This window comes from Kitasatospora sp. NPDC049258, from assembly GCF_040678895.1.
GTDB lineage: Bacteria > Actinomycetota > Actinomycetes > Streptomycetales > Streptomycetaceae > Kitasatospora.
This window is the reverse complement of sequence record NZ_JBFAQT010000041.1, coordinates 19,137-38,225: the sequence shown is the minus strand read 5'-3', so window position 1 is coordinate 38,225 and position 19,089 is coordinate 19,137. Positions and strand designations below refer to the sequence as shown.

Sequence of the window (19,089 nt, the reverse complement as noted above, 5' to 3'; positions counted from 1 at the left end):
TTCCCGGCATCTCTCCACCACCTCCAAGGCCGACGTTCGCGGCTGGTATCCGCATGAGTCCCGGTGGAAGACCGGATTCACCCTCCTCATCAGATGGCGGGCCACCACGGTCTGAGCCACCCGGTCGGCGACGGCGGGTGTCAGGGGACGGCCTCGCCGGTGCCTCGGACACTCCGGGCCGCGCAGGAAGCCCGCTGCGGGACGCTCTCAGTAGGCACGCAGGTCCGAGCAGCGACGGCCTGGAGAAGTACGTCCAACCTATTGACATTAATCCGATGTTTAATCCACCATCATGCTTCAAATCCCCCATGAACGGCCGACCATCCGCCAGTACATCGGATGTATTGGCTAGGAATCGGAGTGACCCCCATGACTCCACCGCTCAGACCGACGCTCGCGGCTTCAGTAGCCACCCTCGTGGCTGCCGCCTCCTGCGCCCTGGCCGCCCCCACGGCAACGGCCGCTGTCCAGACGACGCTCTACGCGTCACCGTCGGGGTCGGGCAGCGCCTGTACGCTGACCGCTCCCTGCAGTCTCACCGGCGCGCGTGACGCCGTCCGTACCCTGGCACCGGCGATGACGGGTGACATCGTGGTGCAGCTGCGCGACGGCACCTACCGCCTCTCCAGCCCCTTCCAACTCGGTCCGCAGGACTCCGGAACCGGTGGCCACACCGTCGTCTACCAGGCGTACCCAGGCGAGCACCCCGTTTTCAGTGGCGCGCAGCAGATCAGTGGTTTCACCCAGGTCGACGCGGCCAAGAACATCTGGAAGGCCCCGGCACCCGCGGGGGCGCAGGGCCTGCAGTTGTACGTCAACGGTCAGCGAGCCGACCGTACCCGCTCAGCCCTCAACCCCACCGGCTTCACCAAGACCGCCGCCGGGTTCACCACCGCCGACCCTTCGTACACCGGCTGGCGCAACGCGTCCGACGTTCAGATCGTCGCCCGAAATGCCTGGAAGCACCTGCGCTGCCCGCTGTCGGGCATCACCGCGGCGGGTGGAGGCTCCAGCCTGAACGTGGCCCAGCCCTGCTGGTCCAACACCAAGACATCGCCCACACCGGGCTTCCCGTTCAACGGGAACGGCACGATCGGGATCAACTCGATCAGCTGGCTCGAGAATGCCTACGAGCTCCTGTCCGCACCGGGCCAGTTCTATCTGGACCGGACCGGCGGCATCGACGGCAGCGGAACCCCGGAGCTCTACTACATCCCGCGCGGCGGCGAGAACCTCGCCACCGCCGATGTCGAGCTGCCCACGCTGGAAACCCTGGTGAGCGCCACCGGCACACCCGGCCATCTGGCGCCGGTCAACGACAGTGACGCGGGCGCCTCCTACACCGGATCGTGGGCCGTGTCCCCCAACCGCGGAAACGGCGACCTGAACAACGACGTCCACTACACGACCGCCAACGACGCCTCGGTCACCTACACGTTCACCGGCACCGGCCTGGACGTGCTCAGTGAGACCAACACCGACGAAGGCGCATTCGACGTCTATGTCGACGGTGTCCGCACGTCGTCCTCGGCGAACAGCTCGACCCGCCTGGCCCAGCAGGTGATCGCCTCGGTCACGGGCCTCGCCAAGGGCACGCACACCGTGAAGCTGGTCAAGACCGCCGGCACCTACCTGCTCGTCGACGCTTTCACCGTCGTCCCGGACGTGATCGCTCCGGTGCACGACATCGCGTTCCGGGGCGTCACCTTCTCCTACGCGACCTGGCTCCAGCCCGGCGGGCCGGACGGGTACGCGGACAACCAGGCCGGCGTGCTGTGGGCGGGCAGCGCGACACGGGTGGTCCGCACTCCGGGCGCGGTCTCCGTCCACCGCGGACAGCGGATCTCCATCACCGGCGGGCAGGTCAGTCACGTCGGAGGCAACGCCGTGGACCTGGCCGACGGCACCCAGGACTCCACCGTGAGCGGCAACAGCATCTACGACGCCTCCGGCGGCGGGGTGTCGGTCGGCGAGGTGGACGACTACTACCTCACCGACACCGCGCGGATGACCACGGGCGACACCGTCCAGGACAACGCGGTGTTCAACATCGGCCGCGAGTACGAGGACGCGGTCGGCATCTTCGTCGGCAACTCCCGCAACGTCACGCTCGCCCACAACGAGATCGCGCACACCCCGTACTCCGGCATCTCGCTGGGCTGGGGCTGGGGCTGGGCCTCGCCCGGGGTCACCCAGCACGGCACGATCTACTCCGGGGCCAACCAGATCCTCGGCAACTCCATCCACGACACCATGCGCACGCTCAACGACGGCGGTGCCATCTACACCCTCGGCGGCCAGGGCAACGGCAACGGAACCACCACCTCGGTGGTGTCCGGCAACTACCTGTCGACCTCCAGCGGCTCGCAGGGCGAAGCCCAGGGCCTCTACCACGACGAGGGAAGTTCCTACTGGAACACGTACAACAACGTAGTCAGCCAGATAGGCCACCGCTGGACCCAGGAGTGGATCGACACCATCCACGACATCACCATCCACGACAACTACACCGACACTCCGAACTACCTGAACAACGGCACCAACGTCACGATCACCAACACCACGCTCGTCACGAACGGCACCTGGCCGCAGGGCGCCAAGGACATCGTGGCCCAGGCCGGCCTGGAATCCGGCTACCGCGCGCTCATGCCGCCCACCGCCGACCTGCTCAACGACGGGGACTACGGCGCCCTGACGGCCCCGGCCACCATCTCCTACACCGGCAGCTGGACCGTCGACCCCCCGCACAGCTACGGCGAGCTGAGCGTGCGCAGCTACGGCGACCTGAGCGCCGACGTCCACGACACCAAGACCAACGGCGACTCGGTCACCGTGGCCTTCACCGGCACCGGTATCCGGGCCCTGGGTGAACTCTCCTCGGACCAGGGACAGCTGGCCGTCACCCTCGACGGCTCCGCCGCCGGCACCGTCGACACCTCCACCACCGGCGCGCGCCGGGCCCAGGCCGTCATCTACCAGAGCGCGAACCTTCCCTACGGGAGCCACACGCTCACCCTCACCAAGAACAGCGGGACCTACGCGACCATCGACGCCTTCCAGCTCGACCGCTCGGTCAACGACGACGACCCCTCGCTCGTCTACAACGGCAGCTGGGGCCCGCTCGCCAACCGGGGGTTCGGCGACTTCAAGAACGACGTCCACTTCACCCCCTTCAACGGCGACTCCGTCACCGCCACCTTCAACGGCACCGGCGCCGACGTGGTCACCGAGACCAACAGCGACGAGGGCACCATCACGGTGTACGTGGACGGCCAGTCGCGCGGGACGGTAAGCGCCAACGCGGCCACCCGTACCGCCCAACAGCGCGTCTACACGATCGACAACCTGCCCTACGGTGTCCACACGATCAAGCTCGTGAAGACCTCGGGCCAGTACCTCCTGGTCGACCGGCTCACCTACCGCTAACGGTACCCGTGTTCGTTCCGCCGCCCGGCAACGGACGGCGGAACGAGCACGACGATTTCTCTGAACAATGGATCCGGCAGAGTGAGCATGAGATGTCCACACATCCTCTCCTCCGGCATCCACGGAATGAGGCACCCCGTGCGACTGCTGTAGAGATCCCTCGGCAGCGTTCCGACCGTCCTCGACGCACTCCGAGCCGCCACTTCGATCCCTCCCACCGCTGCGGCGGCCACCAGCGGGAATCCGATTGTCGACGGTCACGCCGAGCCCGGGTTCTGCACCAAGGACCGGACCGCCGCCACCACGATTCCCGGCTGAACCGTGGAGTGCGACAACCCGGTCACTTATCGGATGAGCAGTGGGTGTTGATCGAGCCGACGATCACAGCCTCGAAACAGGACCGTGTGAGGCGATCGGCGACCAGACACCCCGGGGCCTATGATCTCCGGGAGATCGTGAACGCGATCTTCTACCAGAACCGGACGGGCTGTCAGTGGCGCTACCTGCCCCATGACCTGCCGACCTGGTCGGCGGTGTTCTACTATCTCACTCTGTGCCGCCGGGACGAGCTCGACCAGCGGATCCAGGAGCTTCTGCGCTGCCAGCTTCAAGGACGAAGTGATCATCCACGGTGCACTGCTGGCCATCACCGTCGAGGTCGTCCGCCGCTACCAGGCCGACCAGGGCAGGGGCTTCGTCCCGCAGCCAAGCGGTGGGTGGTCGGGCAGGTCAACGGCACGCTAAGGCTGCACCAGCGCCTGGCCCGCGAGAACAACCTCCGGCCCGACAACTCCGCCTCGCGGGTCTACTGGGCAGCTACCGCGAGCATGACCCGCCGCCTCACCATACCCACCCCGGCCTGGCGCGACATCCTCCGGGCAACCGCGTGAACGTCACCGAACTCCTGACGGACCTCCAGGGCCGGCAGGACGAGGCCACCGACCGCGCCCACGAAGTACGCGGCAAGATGAAGCGCCTCACCGCCGCCCTCACCGAGACCGAAGCACGCCTCGCGGACCTGGCCACCACCCGGAAGGTCATCGCCGGTCCTCAGGGGAAGCTCGTGTGGATCTCTCGAGCCCTGCCCGGTCGCACCCACGACCTGACCGCGGCCCGCTCCCACCGCATCGTGAAGACCTGCGTCCGGCTCCGCGTCCCCGTCCTGGCCGACATGGCCTACACCAGCGCGGGCGGCACGTTCGCCTTGCCGGCCAGGCGCTCGCCCCGCCAAGAGCTCACGGCCGGGCAGAGATCGGTCAACCGGGCCCACGCCCGGCTGCGGTATCCCGTCGAACGCGGCGTGGCAACCGTCAAGCGCTGGCGTATCTTCCACCACGCCCGCTGCAGCCCGACCCGTCTGACGTCAGCAGCCAAGGCAGTCCTCACTCTGGAGAGGCAACGCTGAAAAGGCTCAGAATGAGTTGGCCAGGTGCAGCGCCCGGCCTGCCGACATAACAGCCCTTCCAAGAGCTCGGGTTCACACGGTGTCAGATATCCAAGCGCCCAACCCATGCGCCCCACGGTAGTGGCGCTGTCCATCGACTTTCGGTGGCTTCAACGGGAGCGGTCGACGGCGGCCCGCACACAGCGCAAGTACCTGATCCCGAGGGGGATCGGGCGCTCGTCGGCATGGGGGGCGCGCTCAGCGGCCGGGGCCTGTCGATCCCATCGATGAGGGGCCAGCACGTTCGGCCCGAAGTCGGCGTGCCGCGCCCCTCCCTTCAGAACTGCCTGCACGTCGAACTGGTTGGAAAACGACAGACTCATACGCCCTCCCGCATCATGAGCATTATGGCCGCACTCGAGCCTCAAGTTCAGCGGACAGGTACCAGCCTTCGATGGCCGGCGCCATGTAGAGGCGGGCCTTGAGACTATGAGCAGTTGGCGGCGGTGTTCCTGGTCTGCTCGGATCCAGGCATCGGCGAGGGTCTGGCCGGTTTCGACGTCGACCCAAGCGGCAGGGCGTTGCGGGAGGGCAGCAAGGCGGCGTCGTTCGTCGACGACGATTTCGAGGGCTTCGGAGTACTCGTCGTCCCCGCCGGGGTAGTCGAACAGGCCGCGGCGCTTATCCTCCCGCAGATCCTTCATCGCCTGGGCTACATGGTTCAGCTGCTCGGTGTGGTCCTCGCCCGGGATGAACCGGCGGACCGTCAGGACCGCCGGATTCGGTGACGAGCCGGCGGCAGGACCTCTCGGCAGGAGGAATGCGCCCGCGCCCACAACCGTCAGGGCAGGCGCGCCTTGCCATGTCGTCCGTGCCCGGCACCCTGCGGGTCCGGGCCGCCGAGGAACTGCCGGCGGCACCTGGTGGGGCGTCGCCCGCCGTGGCGGTCAGATGCCGGAGACATCGGCGAGCTGCCCGACCGCCGCGGTGATGGCCATGGCCAGCCCGCCGCCGAGGACGACGCGCACGGTCGGGTGCAGCACACCGGTTCCGGCGGCGCGGGCAGCCAGCACGCCGGCCGTGGCGAGGCCGAGGAGGGTGACGGCGACGATCAGCCACATCCTGGCGGTGGTACTCCCGGCGAGGAGACCGAGGAAGGGAACGAGTCCGCCGGCCAGGAAGCTCGTGGCGGAGGCCACGGCGGCCTGCAGCGGCTTCGCGGCGGTGTGCTCGCTCTGGCCGAGTTCGTCACGCAGGTGGGCCTGAAGCGGATCGGCCTCGTGAAGGGCGACCGCGACCTGCCGCGCGAGATCCGGCGGAACGCCGCGGGCCCGGTAGATGGCGGTGAGTTCGGCGAGCTCGGCCACCGGGTTCTCGGCGAGTTCGCGCTGCTCCTTCGCACGGTCGGCGGTCTCGACGTCGACCTGGGAACTGACCGAGACGTACTCGCCGGCGGCCATCGACATCGCCCCCGCCGACAACCCGGCGAGGCCGCCGGTCAGCACCGTCGAGGTGCTCGCACCGCTGGCCGCGATGCCCACCATCAGGCTCGCGACCGACACCAGACCGTCGTTGGCGCCGAGCACGGCGGCGCGCAGCCAGCCGGCCCGGCCCGCGCTGTGGCTCTCCTGGTGCGGGTTGGGCCGGTCGAAGAAGGTCATCGGTCAGCCGCTCCTGTCGGTCGTCGAGTTCATTGTCGGTTTGCCGGCAGGCCTGCGCACTCGACGGGCCCGGTTCGAGTGGTGGGCGAACACGTCGGGGCCGCCGCCGTCCTGCTCGATGAAGCCGAAGCCATGTTCGGCGTTGAACCATTTGACGGTGCCGGTGGCCGTGCGCTTCTCCTTCGTGGGAACTGATCGGTCCCACTGGTCGGGCGAGAACTTCGGAACCACACCGCAGCGGACCCCGCAGCCAGGGAGCCGAACCGGACACGAAACGGCGTGGGTGTGGCGCCCGTACGCGCCTCGGTCGGGTCGGGCCGCCGTCGGCCGCGAACACGGGCGGACTCCCCTGCTGAACAGATGCGGGAGTCCCCGCACTGGCAGACCCTGGGAGAGGAGCCGACCTCGGAGGAGAGCGATGACCAGTACCAGTGGCTCACGGGAACCGAGCGCCATGGTGCACATGTCGATCTCCGGTGCGCCGCCCGTGGCGAACGTGGTCGCCGACACGGTGGGGCAGTCGTTCAAGCTGATCGTCGTCCCTGGTCCTGGCGCAGCAGGGGACTATGTCTCGCCCGGCGATCAGGTGGTCCGCACCCGCTGGCAGGTGGACACGTCGGCGCCGATCGAAGAAAACGCCGCACGGCCGGTCCCCCTCGCGGATGCCGGCGCCGGCCCGGTGAAGGTCGAGCTCGGCGGTCGAGCCGATGCCGTGGTCAAGGTCGCGGCGCTGATCCGCGGCCGCTTCCGCGCCGGAGCTCCGGCGGGGATCTCCCAGGCATTCGAGGTGTGGCCGGGAAGTCCGCCGCACCCAACAGGCCAGCCATGACCGACATGGCATGCGCCTGGCAAAGTGTCGGGCCCTGCCGCACCGCATGGGTCGACCGGCACGGTCATCCGGTCTCACCGAGCGGGTTCGGCATGACGTTGCGGCCACGACCGCACCACGCCCACCCGTGCCGGGCCGTGTGAGCCGCCACCCGGTTCAGAGCAGCAGCGGACGGCAAGCGGGGGGCGGTGGACATCTGCGCCGCCCTCGGTCCGGCCCGGCCACGGCAGGCGCCAGGTGGCGGGCTGACGCCAGCGTCCGCCCGCACCGCGGTGCCGCGCCAGGGCCGGTCGGCTCGGACAGCCCGCCGACGAGCCGGGACCGCCCCGTGGGGCCCGTTGCATCGTCTTCGGGGCCCGAACGGCCCTGGCACCGGGCCCCCGGCCCGGCGAACGATGAGAGTGAAGAGGCGACGGCTGTCGGCTGTCGGCCGGACCCGGGGGCCCGAGGCAGGAGAGGGAGCATGTTCACTCCCGCGGCACCTCCGTACGGACGGAACCTCTTCGAGGCGATCTGGCAGCGCCACTGCCGCCAGCCCTTCGCCAACCGCGACGTCCCCGAGACTGGCCTCGGCGAGCTGACCGCTGACGCCGAACGCCGCACCGGCCCCGACCTGGCGCGAATGGCCGGGACGCGCGCCTGGCTGCGGCTGGAGGAACCGGCGGCGGACGGGATCCCGGCAGCCGCTCTGGGTCCTCAGGACCACGACGCCCTCGAGGCCCTGCCTCAGCTGGCCACGCTCACCACCCACCCGGCGCGGCACCGGAGCAAGGAGGTCCGTCATGGCAGGCACGTCTGAGCGTGGACAGGCCATCGTGGTCGGATTCGACGGATCGCCGGAGAGCCTGGCCGCCACCGAGTGGGCGGCCCGCGAGGCCCTGCGGTGCGGGCTGCCGCTGGAGCTGGTGCAGGCCTGGCCGTGGACGCAGCCCTACGTCCTCGGGAGCGAGGAGGCCGAGCGGTGGGGCCGGCAGCGGCTGGCCGCGCGGGAGGCCGAACTCCGGACGGCGTTGCCGGGGATCGAGGTGAGCGCCGTCCACGTTCCGGACGCCGCACCCGCCGTGCTGGAAGCGGCCGGGAGGACGGCGGCGATGCTGGTGCTCGGCTCGCGCGGCCTGGGCCCGCTCCGGGGGTTCCTGATCGGCTCGGTGAGCCAGGAGGTGCTCGGCCGGGCCGGCTGCCCGGTGGTACTGGTGCGCGCGGACGACAGCGCGCCGGGCGAGCACCTCCCGGCGGCCGGCGGGGGCCCCTCCACCGGTACGGCGCTGCGGGAGGTCGTCCTCGGGCTGGACCTGCGGCACCGCTGCGACGAGGTGGTGGCCTTCGCCTTCCGGAGCGCCGCCCTGCGGTCGGCGCCGCTGCGGGTCGTGCACGCCTGGGCCCCGCCGCACGGCAGCGAGTACCTGGCCGCCGTAGCGGCCCGCTCCCTGGAGAGGGATCTGGCCGCGGTCGAACGCCAGGCGCTCGCGGACGCGTTGGGCCCGGTGCGGGAGCGGTACCCGGAGGTGGACGTGGTCGAGGAGGTGACGCCGGGCAACGCCGCCGCCACGCTCCTGGAGGCGGCCGCGCAGGCCGGGCTGCTGGTGATCGGCCGCCGCACCCGGCGCGCGGCGGTCGGCCCGCGGCTCGGCCCGGTGGCGCATGCCGCGATCCACCACGCGCCCTGCCCCGTCTCCGTCGTCCCGTACCCAGGACGCCCCTGACGTCCGACGGCCCGGCAAGGGGGTGTCGGACGGTGGTGGACGGACCCAGCCGGTCTCCCGAGAGGTGAGTGGTCGTGCAGGCAGTGATCGTGTACGAGAGCGTTTACGGCAACACCCGAACCGTGGCCGAGGCGATCGCCGAGGGCCTGCGGGGTGCCCGGCCCGACGCGGTGGTGAGCTGCGTTCCGGTGGCCGGGGCGGGGCCCGAGGTCACCGGCGCCGCGGACCTCCTGGTGGTCGGCGGGCCCACCCATGTGTACGGCATGAGCACGGGGCCGAGCCGCAGGATGGCCCGGTTCGCCGCGGCCGGGGCGCCCGAGGGGGACGAGCCGCGGGCGCACGGCCCGAAAGCCGACGCCGGCCCGGGGCTGCGCACCTGGTTCCGCTCACTCCCGAAGGCGCCGCCGGGCACCCGCGCGGCTGCCTTCGACACCCGCGCGGACATGCTGATCAGCGGTGGGGCCGCCCACGGGATCGCCCGCCGGCTGGCTCACCACCGCTACCACCTGGTGGCCGGTCCCGAAGGCTTCGTCGTCGAGGGCACCGGCGGCCCGCTGCGCGGGGGCGAGCGCGAGCGGGCCGCCGCCTGGGGCGCGTCGCTGGCCTGACCGGGACGGCGCCGGCCCGGCCCGTCACCGTCGTGGCGGCCGCTCCACAGGCAGCCGCGGTGACCGCGGGGTCGCCGAGCCTCCGCTCCACCCGAGCAGGTCACTGCCGTCGCCGACCGGTTCACGGTCAGGGGTCCACGGCCCCGACCGGGCGCCCCGGGACGTCCGTGCCGTCGCGTCCGAACCGCCCGCGCTCGAACGGCTGAGCCCGCTCGAGAACGCGTCCATCCGGCGGCGGATCGGCCTCCGGGCCGCCGCGCCGGGGCCGCGCGGCCATCGCGGATCAACCCGTGGTGGTCAGGCCGAAACCGTAGGGGAACAGCGGGTCGTAGTGCGGGTCGCCGATGTTGATCGGTTCCTGGGCCTCGCTGCGCGGCCAGGTGACGGGGAGCTTCCCGGTGAAGGGGCGCTGGCCGAACAGGACGTCGGCGACCCCGTCGCCTTCGCTGCCCGGGAGCCAGGACATCACGAAGGCGTCGGCCTCGGGCAGTTGGCCGGTGACGATCTGGGGGCGGCCGGCGACGTCGAGGACGACGCAGGTGGTGATCGTGGAGCAGACGCGGTCGATGTTCGCCCGGTCGGTGGTGGAGAGCTCCAGCGTGCGGCCGCGGGTGCCGACGTCGCCGAAGCCTTCGGCGTAGGGGGTCTCACCGACGACCACGATGCCCACGTCGTAGCCGGCGGTGGGGGCGCCGGCGTCGGCGCTGTAGGTGACGTTCCCGGCGACGTGCCGGATGCCGTTCAGGATGCTGGTGCCCGGGAACGCGGTGTTGCCGGACTGTCCCTGCCAGGTCACGGTCCATCCGCCGGCCTGGTTGCCGAGGTCGTCGGCGTTCACCCCGGCGACGTAGATCCGCTGGGAGGGCGCGAGCGGCAGCGCGTGGTGGTCGTTCTTCAGGAGCACCTGGGATTCGGCGACCGCGCGGCGGGCCACGGCCCGGTGGGCGGGTGAGCCGATGCCGCCGATGTTGGTGCGGTCCGTGAAGGGGTGCTCGAACAGGCCGAGTTCGAACTTCGCCCGTAGGATGCGGGACACGGCGTCGTCGACGCGCGACATCGGCACCCGGCCGGCCTGGACCTCGGCCGCGAGGGCCTGTTCGAACTGCGGCGCGTCGTACGGCTGCATGAACATGTCCATACCGGCGTTGACGGAGGTGCGGACCTGGGTCGCGAAGTCGCCCGGGAGTTCGGTGATGGCGTCCCAGTCGCTGATCAGGAAGCCGTCGAAGCCGATCTTCCGCTTCAGGACGTCGGTGAGCAGCTCCTTGCTGGCGCTCATCTTGACCGGGCCGCTGCCGGGGACGTCGGTCCACCGGACGGACGAGTAGGACGGCATGATGCTGCCGACGTGGTGGACCTGGACGGCCGCGACGTACGGCGCGAGGTCGATGGCGTCGAAGCGCCGGTGATCGGTGACGGTGACGCCGCGGTCGATGGTGTAGTCGCCGGTGGTGGAGGTGCCGTAGGTGGTGTCGCCGTCGCCGGCGAAGTGTTTGACGGTGGCCAGCACGCGGTCCGGCCGGGCCAGATCCTCGACCCGGGTGCCCTGGAAGCCGTCGACCGCGGTCGTCATCCGCTGCACCAGCCGCGGGTCCTCGCCGAAGCTCTCGTACGCCCGGCCCCAACGCTCGTCCCTGGTGACGCACACGCACGGGGCGAAGACCCACTGCGGGCCGGTGGCCCGGGTCTCGGCGGCGGTGATGTGCTCGGCCTCGGCCACCAGCCGGGGATCGCGGGTGGCGCCCATGCCGATGTTGTGGGGGAAGATCGTCGCGCCGACGAGGTTGCCGTGCCCGTGCACGGAGTCGACGCCGTACAGCAGCGGGATGTGCAGGCGGGTCTTCAGCGCCTGCCGCTGGTAGCCGTCGACCATGTCCGCCCAGGCCTGCGGCGTGTTGGGCGTCGGGGTGGAGCCGCCGCCGGACAGCAGCGAGCCGAGGCCGAGGGCGGTGATCCGGGTCGGGTCGGCGTCGACGGAACCGCGTTCGGCCTGGGTCATCTGGCCGATCTTCTCCTCCCTGGTCATCCGGCCGAGCAGGTCGCGGACCCGTTGCGACGTGGGCAGACCGGGGTTGAGGTAGGGCGGCCTGGCACCGGCGGCGGTCGTACCGGGTTCGGCCTGGGCCGAGGCCGACGGAAGCGCTGTGGCGAGCAGGGCGGCCGCGGCCAGCAGGACGCCTGCGGCGCGCCGGCCGGTGCCGGGTCGGGGCAGGACGGGTCGGGGCTGGTACCTCATGTCGATGCTCCTCGGGCGTGGTTGCGGTGGGACCGGGGTCGGCGGCCGGGCCGGCGACCCACGGCGTTGTCGCCGCCGTGGGTCGCCGGCCGGACGGGCTACCGCAGCGTCCAGACCTGGTTGGCCTGGGTGCCGCTGCCGTAGCAGTCCCAGATCTGCAGCAGGGCGCCGTTGCCGGAGCCGCCAGCGTCCAGGCACTTCCCGGACGCCGGGTTGACGACGGTGCCGTTGGCGTTGAGCTGCCACTGCTGCGCGCCGGTGCCGTTGCACGACCAGAGCTGCACCTTGGCGCCGTTGACCGTGGCACCGGCGGCCACGTCGAGGCACTTGCCGGACTGCGGGTTGACGAGGGTGCCGCCGGTCCGCGTCCACCTCTGGTTCCAGCCGGCCCCGCAGTCCCACAGCTGGACCGGGGTGCCGTCGGCCGTGCCCCAGTCCTTGAGGTCCAGGCACCGGCCGCTCTGCTGGCCGGCGACCGTGCCGGACGGACCGCCGCCGGAGCCGTTGGCCTCGTAGGAGAAGGAGTTCACGGCCAGGCCGGGGCCGCCGACCCAGGGCTCGAAGCCGAACTGCACGCTGGTCATGTACCAGGCCGGCGACAGATAGCCGCGGCCGATCGAGTCGTCGGTGAAGTCCTTGATGTTCACCGTGATGGTGTTGGTGGGCTGCTGGCGGACGTAGGAGACGGTGTTCCAGGAGACGCCGTTGCTCTGGCGGCCGTACCAGACGTCCCAGTCGGCGCCCTCGATCCGGACGGTGGCGACCTTGGAGCCGAACGGCGAGGGCGGCCCGGCGTGGTTGGCCCAGATCATCATCTCTTCGCCGTTGTTCTGGCCCGACGGGTTGGCACCGGTGTCGAACCAGAGGTCGTACGCGGCGTCCCACTGCCCGTCGGCGGTCGAGAAGTCGACGCTGGACTGCGGATTGCCGAAGGCCGACACCTGCAGCGGCAGACCGTTGCCGCTGGAACAGTTGCCGTAGTGGCAGCCGGCGTAGATCGACGGGTACGCCGCGGGCGCGCCGCCGGTGGAGACGTTGTGCCAGCCCTTGGTGACCTTGAAACCGTCGTCGTTCACGTCGATGCACTGCTCGATCGAGTCGCCCCACTCGTTGTTCTGGACGACGTACTTGCCGCCCGAGACCTTCACGCTGTCGGTCCGGCCGCAGAGGGTGGTGCTCGCGGACGCCGGCGAGGCGCCGGCCAGGGAGAGGGCGGCCATCAGCAGCGCGGCCACGACGGCGGCGAGCACTGCGGCTCCGCGGTGCGGCCTGGTACGGGATCCGGGCATGGGAATCCTTTCGATCGCCGGGCAGGTCGGTGCCGCACCCGGGCGGTGGGGGCTGCGCATCGGACGGAGGCGTGGGAGCGCTCCCGCGAGCGGTTGTGCGGACGCCCGCTCCTTCCGGGGGTGACCGGCGGGCACGTGGGGCACGTGGGGCGGGACGGCTCCGTCAGGGCCGGTTCGCATGGTGGGACCGGTGCGCGACAGGTGAGCCGCACGGGCTCACTCGCACTGCAACACATGAAGCCAGCGAGGCTGATGGACTGTCAAGCGGTCTGCTTGCCTTCAAGTTTTGAAGAAAAGGCGGCATGTCCCTGACGAGGGAAAACGAATTTCGCGCGTTGGAGCGGACCCGTCGGGCGCCTGTCACTTCATCAGTCGACGTAACAGTTCCGGCACCCGCTCCGGCCGTCCGGCCGCCCGGCCGCCGGGGTCGCGGCGGCCGGAGCGGGCGGCGATCGGCTGTCGGCTATCGGCGGCCGGCCGCGCCCGGTACGGGCAGGGCGGTGCGGTCGACCTTGCCGTTGGCCGTCAGGGGGAGGGCGTCCAGGGCCACGAACTGGTCGGGGACCAGGTAGGCGGGGAGCTTGGCGGCGAGGTGTTCGCGCAGCTCGCCGGGGGCTGTGTGGGCCGGGGTGACGTAGGCGACCAGCCGTTTGGCGCCGCCGGGGGCGTCGACGGCGGTGACGACGGCTGCGGCGACCTGCTCGTGGGCGAGCACGGCGGCCTCGATCTCGCCGAGTTCGACCCGGAAGCCGTGGATCTTGACCTGGAAGTCCTCCCGGCCGAGGAACTCCAGGTTGCCGTCGGGCAGGTAGCGCCCCAGGTCACCGGTCCGGTAGAGGCGCTCGCCGGTGCGCGGGTGGGTGAGGAAGGACGCCTTCGTCCGTTCCTCGTCGCGCCAGTAGCCCATGGCCACGCCGTGGCCGCCGATGTGCAGCTCGCCCGGCACCCAGTCGGGGCGGCGGCGCAGGGCGCTGTCGAGGACCTCGAAGTGCTGGTTGGTGAGCGGCCTGCCGTACGGGATGCTGGGCCAGGCGGGGTCGACCTCGCCGATGGGGTAGCAGTTCGACCAGATCGAGGCCTCGGTCGCGCCGCCCGCGCCGATCACCTCGATGCCGGGAGCCGCCAGGGCCCGGATGCGGTCCGGCAGCGAGACCGGGATCCAGTCGCCGCTCATCAGCACCAGGCGCAGCGACCCGGCCAGTCGCTGCTGCCGGCAGGCGGTGTACTCGACCAGCAGCTCCATCAGCGCGGGGACGGTGTTCCACACGGTGACCCGGTGTTCGGCGAGCATCCCGGCCCATTCCCAGGGAGCCCGGCTGCTCCCAAGGCCGGGCATGACGAGGGCGCCGCCGACGCTCAGCGGCCCGAGGATGTCGTAGACCGACAGGTCGAAGGAGAGCGCGGAGAGTGCGAACACCCGGTCGGTCGGGCCGATCGCGAAGCGGCGGTTGATGTCGGTGATGGTGTTGAGCGCGCCGCGGTGGTCGATCATCACACCCTTGGGGCGACCGGTCGAACCGGAGGTGTAGATGACGTAGGCGAGGTCGCGCTGCCCGCGCCTGCGGGGCAGTGCCCGCTCGCCCTCTCCCGCGAGGTCGGACTCGTCCAGGACGATCAGCGGGAGTCCGTCCGGCCAGGGCAGCGTACGGGCGAGCTGTGCGGTGGTGACGGCCGCGGCCGCCTGCGCGTGGGCGAGCAGGTGGTGGAACCGCTCGGCGGGCAGGTCGGGGGCGATCGGCACGTAGGCGGCGCCGGCCGCGAGCGTGCCCAGGACGGCGGCGGCCTGCTCCCAGCCCTTGTCGAGGACGACCGCGACCATCGCCGGCCGGGCCCGGTGGTCCGGCAGTTGCTCGGCCACCCGGGTCGCCGCGGCCCGCAGTTCGCGGTAACTGACCGTGCGTGCGGCGGTGATGACCGCCGGGGCGTCGGGGGTGAGCTCCGCCCGGCGCCAGAACGGCTCGTGCAGCAGGTCGTCGGCCAGCGGGGCGCCGGTCGAGTTGACCTGCTCGCGCACCAGCTGCTGACGGGCCGGCAGCGGATCGCCGGGCGCCTCCTGCCAGGCCTCGGCGGGCTGCTGGAGCAGCAGGAGGTGGGTGTCCGCCAGGTCTTCGAGGAGGCCCTCGGGCAGGGCCAGGCCGGCCGCGTCCCAGGTCAGCAGCAGGCCGCCGGCGGCGTCCGCGGCGGCCTCGTACCGGAGTCCGGCCCGCAGCCGCAGGGGCAGCTCGGGCCGGGGCCGGGCGCTGCCCAGGGCGCGGGCGCAGTCGAGGAGGCCGCGGTGCGGGTCGGCGTCGACGGGCAGCGGCACGCCGTCCGCGTCGAGGGTGAAACGGGGCTCCTTTGACCAGTCGGCGACGGTGCGGGCGAAGGCCGCCGCGAGCACCACCGGGGCCGGCAGGTCGTGTGCGGCCGCTCGGGCCAGCAGGGCGCACCACGCGTCGGCGGGCAGCCGGCGCGTGACCGTACAGTCCCCGTCGGGCCGGGTGGCGTCGCGCGGACAGGGCAGCTGCGGCGGCGCGGGGGCGGTGGAGGTCGCTTCGGGGGCGCGCGGGATCGGGGCGGTCGGTGTCATGGGGTGCCTCCTCGTCAGAACGTGTCACCGCCCGGGCCGGACGGTGCACCGGGTCGGCGGCACTGCACCGGGCGGCACTGCACCGGGCCGCTCCGCACTGCCGGCCTGAGCGATCGGCTCGTCGCGCAGCGCTGCGGCGGATCGCCTCGGTCAGGCTGCCAGGTCGGTGGGGAGCCGCACGAGAGAAAAACAGGCAGCGCGCACCGCGGCCACAGGTGCCGCCCGGGCCCGGACCGGTGTCCGTACGACGGCCGGGCCGGGCATGGGGGGATCGCCCCCATGTTTCCGGTCGAGTCCTGCTGGAGCCCGGTGGTGGACGCCGAAGCCCGGTGGCAGCGGGCGCCACGGCGGTGCGGGCGGCAGGCGCGGGAGGCGGGGCCGGGCGGGCGGTGGGGCCACGTCGGGCGCGGTACGGGTCGGTGGCGGGCGCCGGCGGCCCGGGCCGCCGGTGGGTCGGGAAACCTGGGTGCCGTCACCCGATGCCGCCGGGCGGCCGCGCGCCCGATGCTCTTCGAGTCGGACCCAGGCCACATTCCAGGAGGAGCTGATGGGCGAACCGGTGAAGGTCGGCATCGTCGCGCAGGACCCGGTGCTGGAGGCCGGTACGCGGATCAGCCTGCAGTGCCACGCCGACATCGCGGTGGCGCTGCCCGGGGAACAGGCGCAGGTCGCGGTCATGATGGTGGACCGGGTGACCCCGCGGGTGATGGACGCGGTGCAGGCCGCCCGGGCGGCGGGCCAGCGCCAGGAGGTCGTGCTGGTCGCGACGGAACTGGCGGCCGGCGACGCGGTCCAGGCGTTCGCGGCAGGTGTCCGAGGGCTGCTGCGCCGCTCCGAGGCCACCGCCGAGCGCCTGGCGTCGACCGTCGTGGCGGCCGCCGCGGGCGACTGCACGCTGCCGCCGGACCTGCTGGACGGGCTCCTCGACCACGGCCACCGGGCCGGCGCCCGCCGCACGGGCGCGAACGGGGCGGGCGCGAACGAGGCGGCCGCGAACGGGGCGGCGGCGCCCGGCGGGTCGGCGCTGTCGGAGCGGGAGCGGGCGGTGCTGCAACTGGTCGCCGACGGCCGCGAGACCGAGGAGATCGCCCATGAACTGTGCTACTCCCCCCGCACCGTGACCAGCGTGGTGCACGACGTCACCCGACGGTTCCAGCTCCGCAACCGCGCGCACGCGGTGGCCTTCGCCCTGCGGGCGGGCCTGCTGTGATCGCGACGATGGCGGCCCCCGCCGCGGCCGCGGTCACGGGCGCCTCCCCCGCCAGCGGGCCCCGGGTGAGGGTGCGGTCGAGCGACGCGGCGGCGCGCGCGGTGGTGGAGGCCAAGCTGATCATCGCGGGGCTCCGGCCGGCCCACGCGCCGGATCCCTCGCCGCAGGACGTCCTGGTGGCCGTCGGCGACACCGTGGAGGGTGCGATCGAAGCCTGCCGGCCCGCCCTGCCGGGCAGCGGCGAGCAGCTGCTGGTGGTGGCCGGGGTGCTGTCCCGCAACGGCGCCCTGCAGGCGCTGCGGGCGGGCGCGCGGGCCATGCTGCTGTCCGCCGAGGCGACGCCCGACCGGCTGGCCGCGGCCGTCCACTCGGCCCACCGCGGCGAGGGCCGGCTCTCCCACCTGGTGCTGGCCCGGCTGCTCAACGGGTCGCCGGAACCGGCCGATCCCGGCCGGCGCCCGGGCGGCTCGACCCTGACGTACCGCCAGATCGAGGTGCTGCGGCTGATGGCGGACGGCCACGGCAACGAGGCCATCGCCAGGACGCTCGGCTGCTCCAAGCACACCGTCAAGAACGTGATCTACGAGCTGATGGGCCAGCTCCAGGTCCGCAACCGGGCCCACGCGGTCGCGCACGCCGTGCGGACCGGGCTGATCTGACCCGCGGGCCGGCCCCGGGACGCCGGGCCGGGACAAACGCGCAGCGACCCGGCCCCGCGGCTGCCATTCGTTCCCTGGTGCCGGGCCACGCTCCGGCGGCACGCTGCTCCTGCCCATGTCCGCCCGGCGGGCATGGCGACCCTCCCTCCACCTGCGGGCACTGCCACGAGCGGCCGCCGCGGGCCCGACCCCTGCCGAGAGGACCTGATGGACATCGCCGAGGACACCCCGACCACCGGCCAGGAGCCGTTGCCGGAGCCCGAGTTCAAGATCTTCGAGGAGCTGGAGTCGGAGGTCCGGCTGTACTGCCGCACGTTCCCGGCCGTCTTCGAGCGGGCCAAGGGCGCCGAGCTGTTCGCCGAGGACGGCCGGTCGTTCATCGACTTCTTCTGCGGCGCGGGGACGCTCAACTACGGGCACAACAACGACTTCATCAAGGCCCGGCTGGCCGACTACCTCGCCGCCGACGGCATCGCGCACGGCCTGGACATGTACACCGTGGCCAAGCGGGAGTTCCTGACCACCTTCGCCGACACGGTGCTGCGGCCCCGCGGGCTGGACTACAAGGCCCAGTTCACCGGCCCGACCGGCACCGATGCCGTGGAGGCCGCGCTCAAGCTCGCCCGCAAGCAGACCGGCCGCTCCGGCCTGGTCGCGTTCACCGGCGCGTACCACGGCATGTCGCGCGGTTCGCTCGCGGTGACCGGAAGCCGCCGGGCCCGCCGGGCGGGCGGGGTCGGCGGGCAGGACGTCACGTTCATCCCCTTCGAGGACGGCCCGCAGGGCCGGTTCGACTCGATCGGCTACCTGGAACGGCTGCTCGCCGACCCCTCCTCGGGCGTCGAGGTGCCCGCCGCGGTGATCCTGGAGCCGATGCAGATGGAGGGCGGCGTCTACCCGGCGAGCGCCGAGTGGCTGCGCGCCCTGCGCGAACTCACCGAGCGGCACGGGATCCTGCTGATCCTCGACGAGATCCAGGCGGGCTGCGGCCGCTCCGGACGGTTCTTCTGCTTCGAGCACGCCGGGATCACCCCGGACGTGGTGACGCTCTCCAAGTCGCTCAGCGGCTACGGGCTGCCGCTGTCCATGGTGCTGTTCAAGCGGGAGCTGGACGCCTGGGAACCGGGCGAGCACACCGGGACGTTCCGCGGCAACCAGCTGGCCTTCGTCGCCGCCACCGCGGCCTGCGAGCTGTGGCGGCAGGACGCCTTCCAGGCCCAGCTCGCCGCCGCGATCGACCGGCTTGGCCAGTTCCGCGGCGAACTGGACGCGCTGGAGCAGGGATTGGTGACGCGCGGGAGCGGGATGGCGCTCGGCATCGACCTCGGTGCCGGCGACGGTCCGCAGCGCGCCGACCGGCTGCAGCGGTACGCCTTCGACCGGGGGCTGATCGTCGAACTGTGCGGCCGCCACGACGAGGTGGTCAAGCTGCTGCCTCCGCTGACCGTCGATCCCGCCGTCCTCGACCGCGGCCTCGACGTGCTGCGGCAGGGCTTGCAGTCGGTCTGACGTCCC

13 protein-coding genes and 3 pseudogenes are annotated in these 19,089 nt (G+C 72.1%); 11 read left to right on the top strand and 5 right to left on the bottom strand.

The window, feature by feature from the left end:
* Positions 1 to 576 precede the first annotated feature (576 nt).
* The 4 genes and pseudogenes from AB0K43_RS26235 (at position 577) to AB0K43_RS26220 (ending at position 5,598) form a co-directional block, all read left to right on the top strand.
* The gene (locus AB0K43_RS26235) at positions 577 to 3,426 is read left to right on the top strand and encodes a hypothetical protein (protein ID WP_363643874.1); all 2,850 of its coding nucleotides are present in this window, start codon (positions 577 to 579) and stop codon (positions 3,424 to 3,426) included.
* Positions 3,427 to 3,752: 326 nt separating this feature from the next.
* Positions 3,753 to 4,316: pseudogene (locus AB0K43_RS26230) on the top strand (transposase).
* Positions 4,313 to 4,831 carry a transposase family protein gene (locus AB0K43_RS26225; protein WP_363643872.1) on the top strand — a complete coding sequence of 173 codons (519 nt, stop codon included), beginning with the start codon at positions 4,313 to 4,315 and terminating at the stop codon, positions 4,829 to 4,831. Before AB0K43_RS26230 ends, AB0K43_RS26225 begins: the two are co-directional and overlap by 4 nt.
* 476 nt (positions 4,832 to 5,307) lie before the next feature.
* The gene (locus AB0K43_RS26220; protein ID WP_363643870.1) at positions 5,308 to 5,598 is read left to right on the top strand and encodes a hypothetical protein; all 291 of its coding nucleotides are present in this window, start codon (positions 5,308 to 5,310) and stop codon (positions 5,596 to 5,598) included.
* Positions 5,599 to 5,757: 159 nt separating this feature from the next.
* On the opposite strand, the gene AB0K43_RS26215 is transcribed toward AB0K43_RS26220, so the two are convergent.
* Positions 5,758 to 6,471 carry a VIT family protein gene (locus AB0K43_RS26215; RefSeq protein WP_363643868.1) on the bottom strand — a complete coding sequence of 238 codons (714 nt, stop codon included), beginning with the start codon at positions 6,469 to 6,471 and terminating at the stop codon, positions 5,758 to 5,760.
* Between the two features lie 66 nt (positions 6,472 to 6,537).
* Positions 6,538 to 6,702, bottom strand: a pseudogene (locus tag AB0K43_RS26210) (cold shock domain-containing protein); the annotation flags it as partial.
* 187 nt (positions 6,703 to 6,889) lie between these two features.
* Here AB0K43_RS26210 and AB0K43_RS26205 point away from each other — a divergent pair.
* From AB0K43_RS26205 to AB0K43_RS26190, 4 genes are all read left to right on the top strand, one after another.
* Entirely contained in the window at positions 6,890 to 7,300 is a 411-nt protein-coding gene (locus tag AB0K43_RS26205) for a hypothetical protein (RefSeq protein ID WP_363643866.1), read from the top strand.
* Positions 7,301 to 7,763: 463 nt separating this feature from the next.
* Positions 7,764 to 8,099 (top strand): hypothetical protein, encoded by a 336-nt coding sequence (locus tag AB0K43_RS26200; protein WP_363643864.1) that lies wholly within the window; start codon positions 7,764 to 7,766, stop codon positions 8,097 to 8,099.
* On the top strand, positions 8,083 to 9,003 hold the full coding sequence (locus AB0K43_RS26195) for a universal stress protein (RefSeq protein WP_363643862.1): 921 nt from the start codon (positions 8,083 to 8,085) through the stop codon (positions 9,001 to 9,003). Before AB0K43_RS26200 ends, AB0K43_RS26195 begins: the two co-directional genes overlap by 17 nt.
* 74 nt (positions 9,004 to 9,077) lie before the next feature.
* Positions 9,078 to 9,611 carry a flavodoxin domain-containing protein gene (locus AB0K43_RS26190; RefSeq protein WP_363643860.1) on the top strand — a complete coding sequence of 178 codons (534 nt, stop codon included), beginning with the start codon at positions 9,078 to 9,080 and terminating at the stop codon, positions 9,609 to 9,611.
* A gap of 292 nt (positions 9,612 to 9,903) precedes the next feature.
* On the opposite strand, the pseudogene AB0K43_RS26185 reads toward AB0K43_RS26190, so the two are convergent.
* The 3 genes and pseudogenes from AB0K43_RS26185 to AB0K43_RS26175 form a co-directional block, all read right to left on the bottom strand.
* Positions 9,904 to 11,694: pseudogene (locus AB0K43_RS26185) on the bottom strand (glycoside hydrolase family 3 protein); the annotation flags it as partial.
* Positions 11,695 to 11,945: 251 nt separating this feature from the next.
* Positions 11,946 to 13,136, bottom strand: a complete 1,191-nt coding sequence (locus AB0K43_RS26180; RefSeq protein ID WP_363643858.1) for a ricin-type beta-trefoil lectin domain protein — start codon at positions 13,134 to 13,136, stop codon at positions 11,946 to 11,948.
* A gap of 463 nt (positions 13,137 to 13,599) precedes the next feature.
* Positions 13,600 to 15,705: an amino acid adenylation domain-containing protein gene (locus tag AB0K43_RS26175; RefSeq protein WP_363643856.1), complete on the bottom strand. Its 2,106-nt coding sequence runs from the start codon at positions 15,703 to 15,705 to the stop codon at positions 13,600 to 13,602.
* A gap of 547 nt (positions 15,706 to 16,252) precedes the next feature.
* Here AB0K43_RS26175 and AB0K43_RS26170 point away from each other — a divergent pair.
* The 3 genes from AB0K43_RS26170 (at position 16,253) to ectB (ending at position 19,083) form a co-directional block, all read left to right on the top strand.
* Positions 16,253 to 16,915 carry a LuxR C-terminal-related transcriptional regulator gene (locus tag AB0K43_RS26170; RefSeq protein ID WP_363643854.1) on the top strand — a complete coding sequence of 221 codons (663 nt, stop codon included), beginning with the start codon at positions 16,253 to 16,255 and terminating at the stop codon, positions 16,913 to 16,915.
* An 8-nt stretch (positions 16,916 to 16,923) separates the two neighbouring features.
* The gene (locus AB0K43_RS26165; RefSeq protein WP_363643852.1) at positions 16,924 to 17,574 is read left to right on the top strand and encodes a response regulator transcription factor; all 651 of its coding nucleotides are present in this window, start codon (positions 16,924 to 16,926) and stop codon (positions 17,572 to 17,574) included.
* A 207-nt stretch (positions 17,575 to 17,781) separates the two neighbouring features.
* Positions 17,782 to 19,083 carry a diaminobutyrate--2-oxoglutarate transaminase gene (gene ectB / locus AB0K43_RS26160; protein WP_363643850.1) on the top strand — a complete coding sequence of 434 codons (1,302 nt, stop codon included), beginning with the start codon at positions 17,782 to 17,784 and terminating at the stop codon, positions 19,081 to 19,083.
* Positions 19,084 to 19,089 lie beyond the last annotated feature (6 nt).

Coding starts and splice junctions, on each gene's coding strand:
- AB0K43_RS26200 (WP_363643864.1), top strand. CDS start 7,764: ATGTTCACTCCCGCGGCACCTCCGTACGGACGGAACCTCTTCGAGGCG.
- AB0K43_RS26165 (WP_363643852.1), top strand. CDS start 16,924: ATGGCGGCCCCCGCCGCGGCCGCGGTCACGGGCGCCTCCCCCGCCAGC.
- AB0K43_RS26175 (WP_363643856.1), bottom strand. CDS start 15,705: ATGACACCGACCGCCCCGATCCCGCGCGCCCCCGAAGCGACCTCCACC.
- AB0K43_RS26205 (WP_363643866.1), top strand. CDS start 6,890: ATGACCAGTACCAGTGGCTCACGGGAACCGAGCGCCATGGTGCACATG.
- AB0K43_RS26180 (WP_363643858.1), bottom strand. CDS start 13,136: ATGCCCGGATCCCGTACCAGGCCGCACCGCGGAGCCGCAGTGCTCGCC.
- AB0K43_RS26215 (WP_363643868.1), bottom strand. CDS start 6,471: ATGACCTTCTTCGACCGGCCCAACCCGCACCAGGAGAGCCACAGCGCG.
- AB0K43_RS26195 (WP_363643862.1), top strand. CDS start 8,083: ATGGCAGGCACGTCTGAGCGTGGACAGGCCATCGTGGTCGGATTCGAC.
- AB0K43_RS26235 (WP_363643874.1), top strand. CDS start 577: ATGACGGGTGACATCGTGGTGCAGCTGCGCGACGGCACCTACCGCCTC.
- AB0K43_RS26170 (WP_363643854.1), top strand. CDS start 16,253: ATGGGCGAACCGGTGAAGGTCGGCATCGTCGCGCAGGACCCGGTGCTG.
- ectB (WP_363643850.1), top strand. CDS start 17,782: ATGGACATCGCCGAGGACACCCCGACCACCGGCCAGGAGCCGTTGCCG.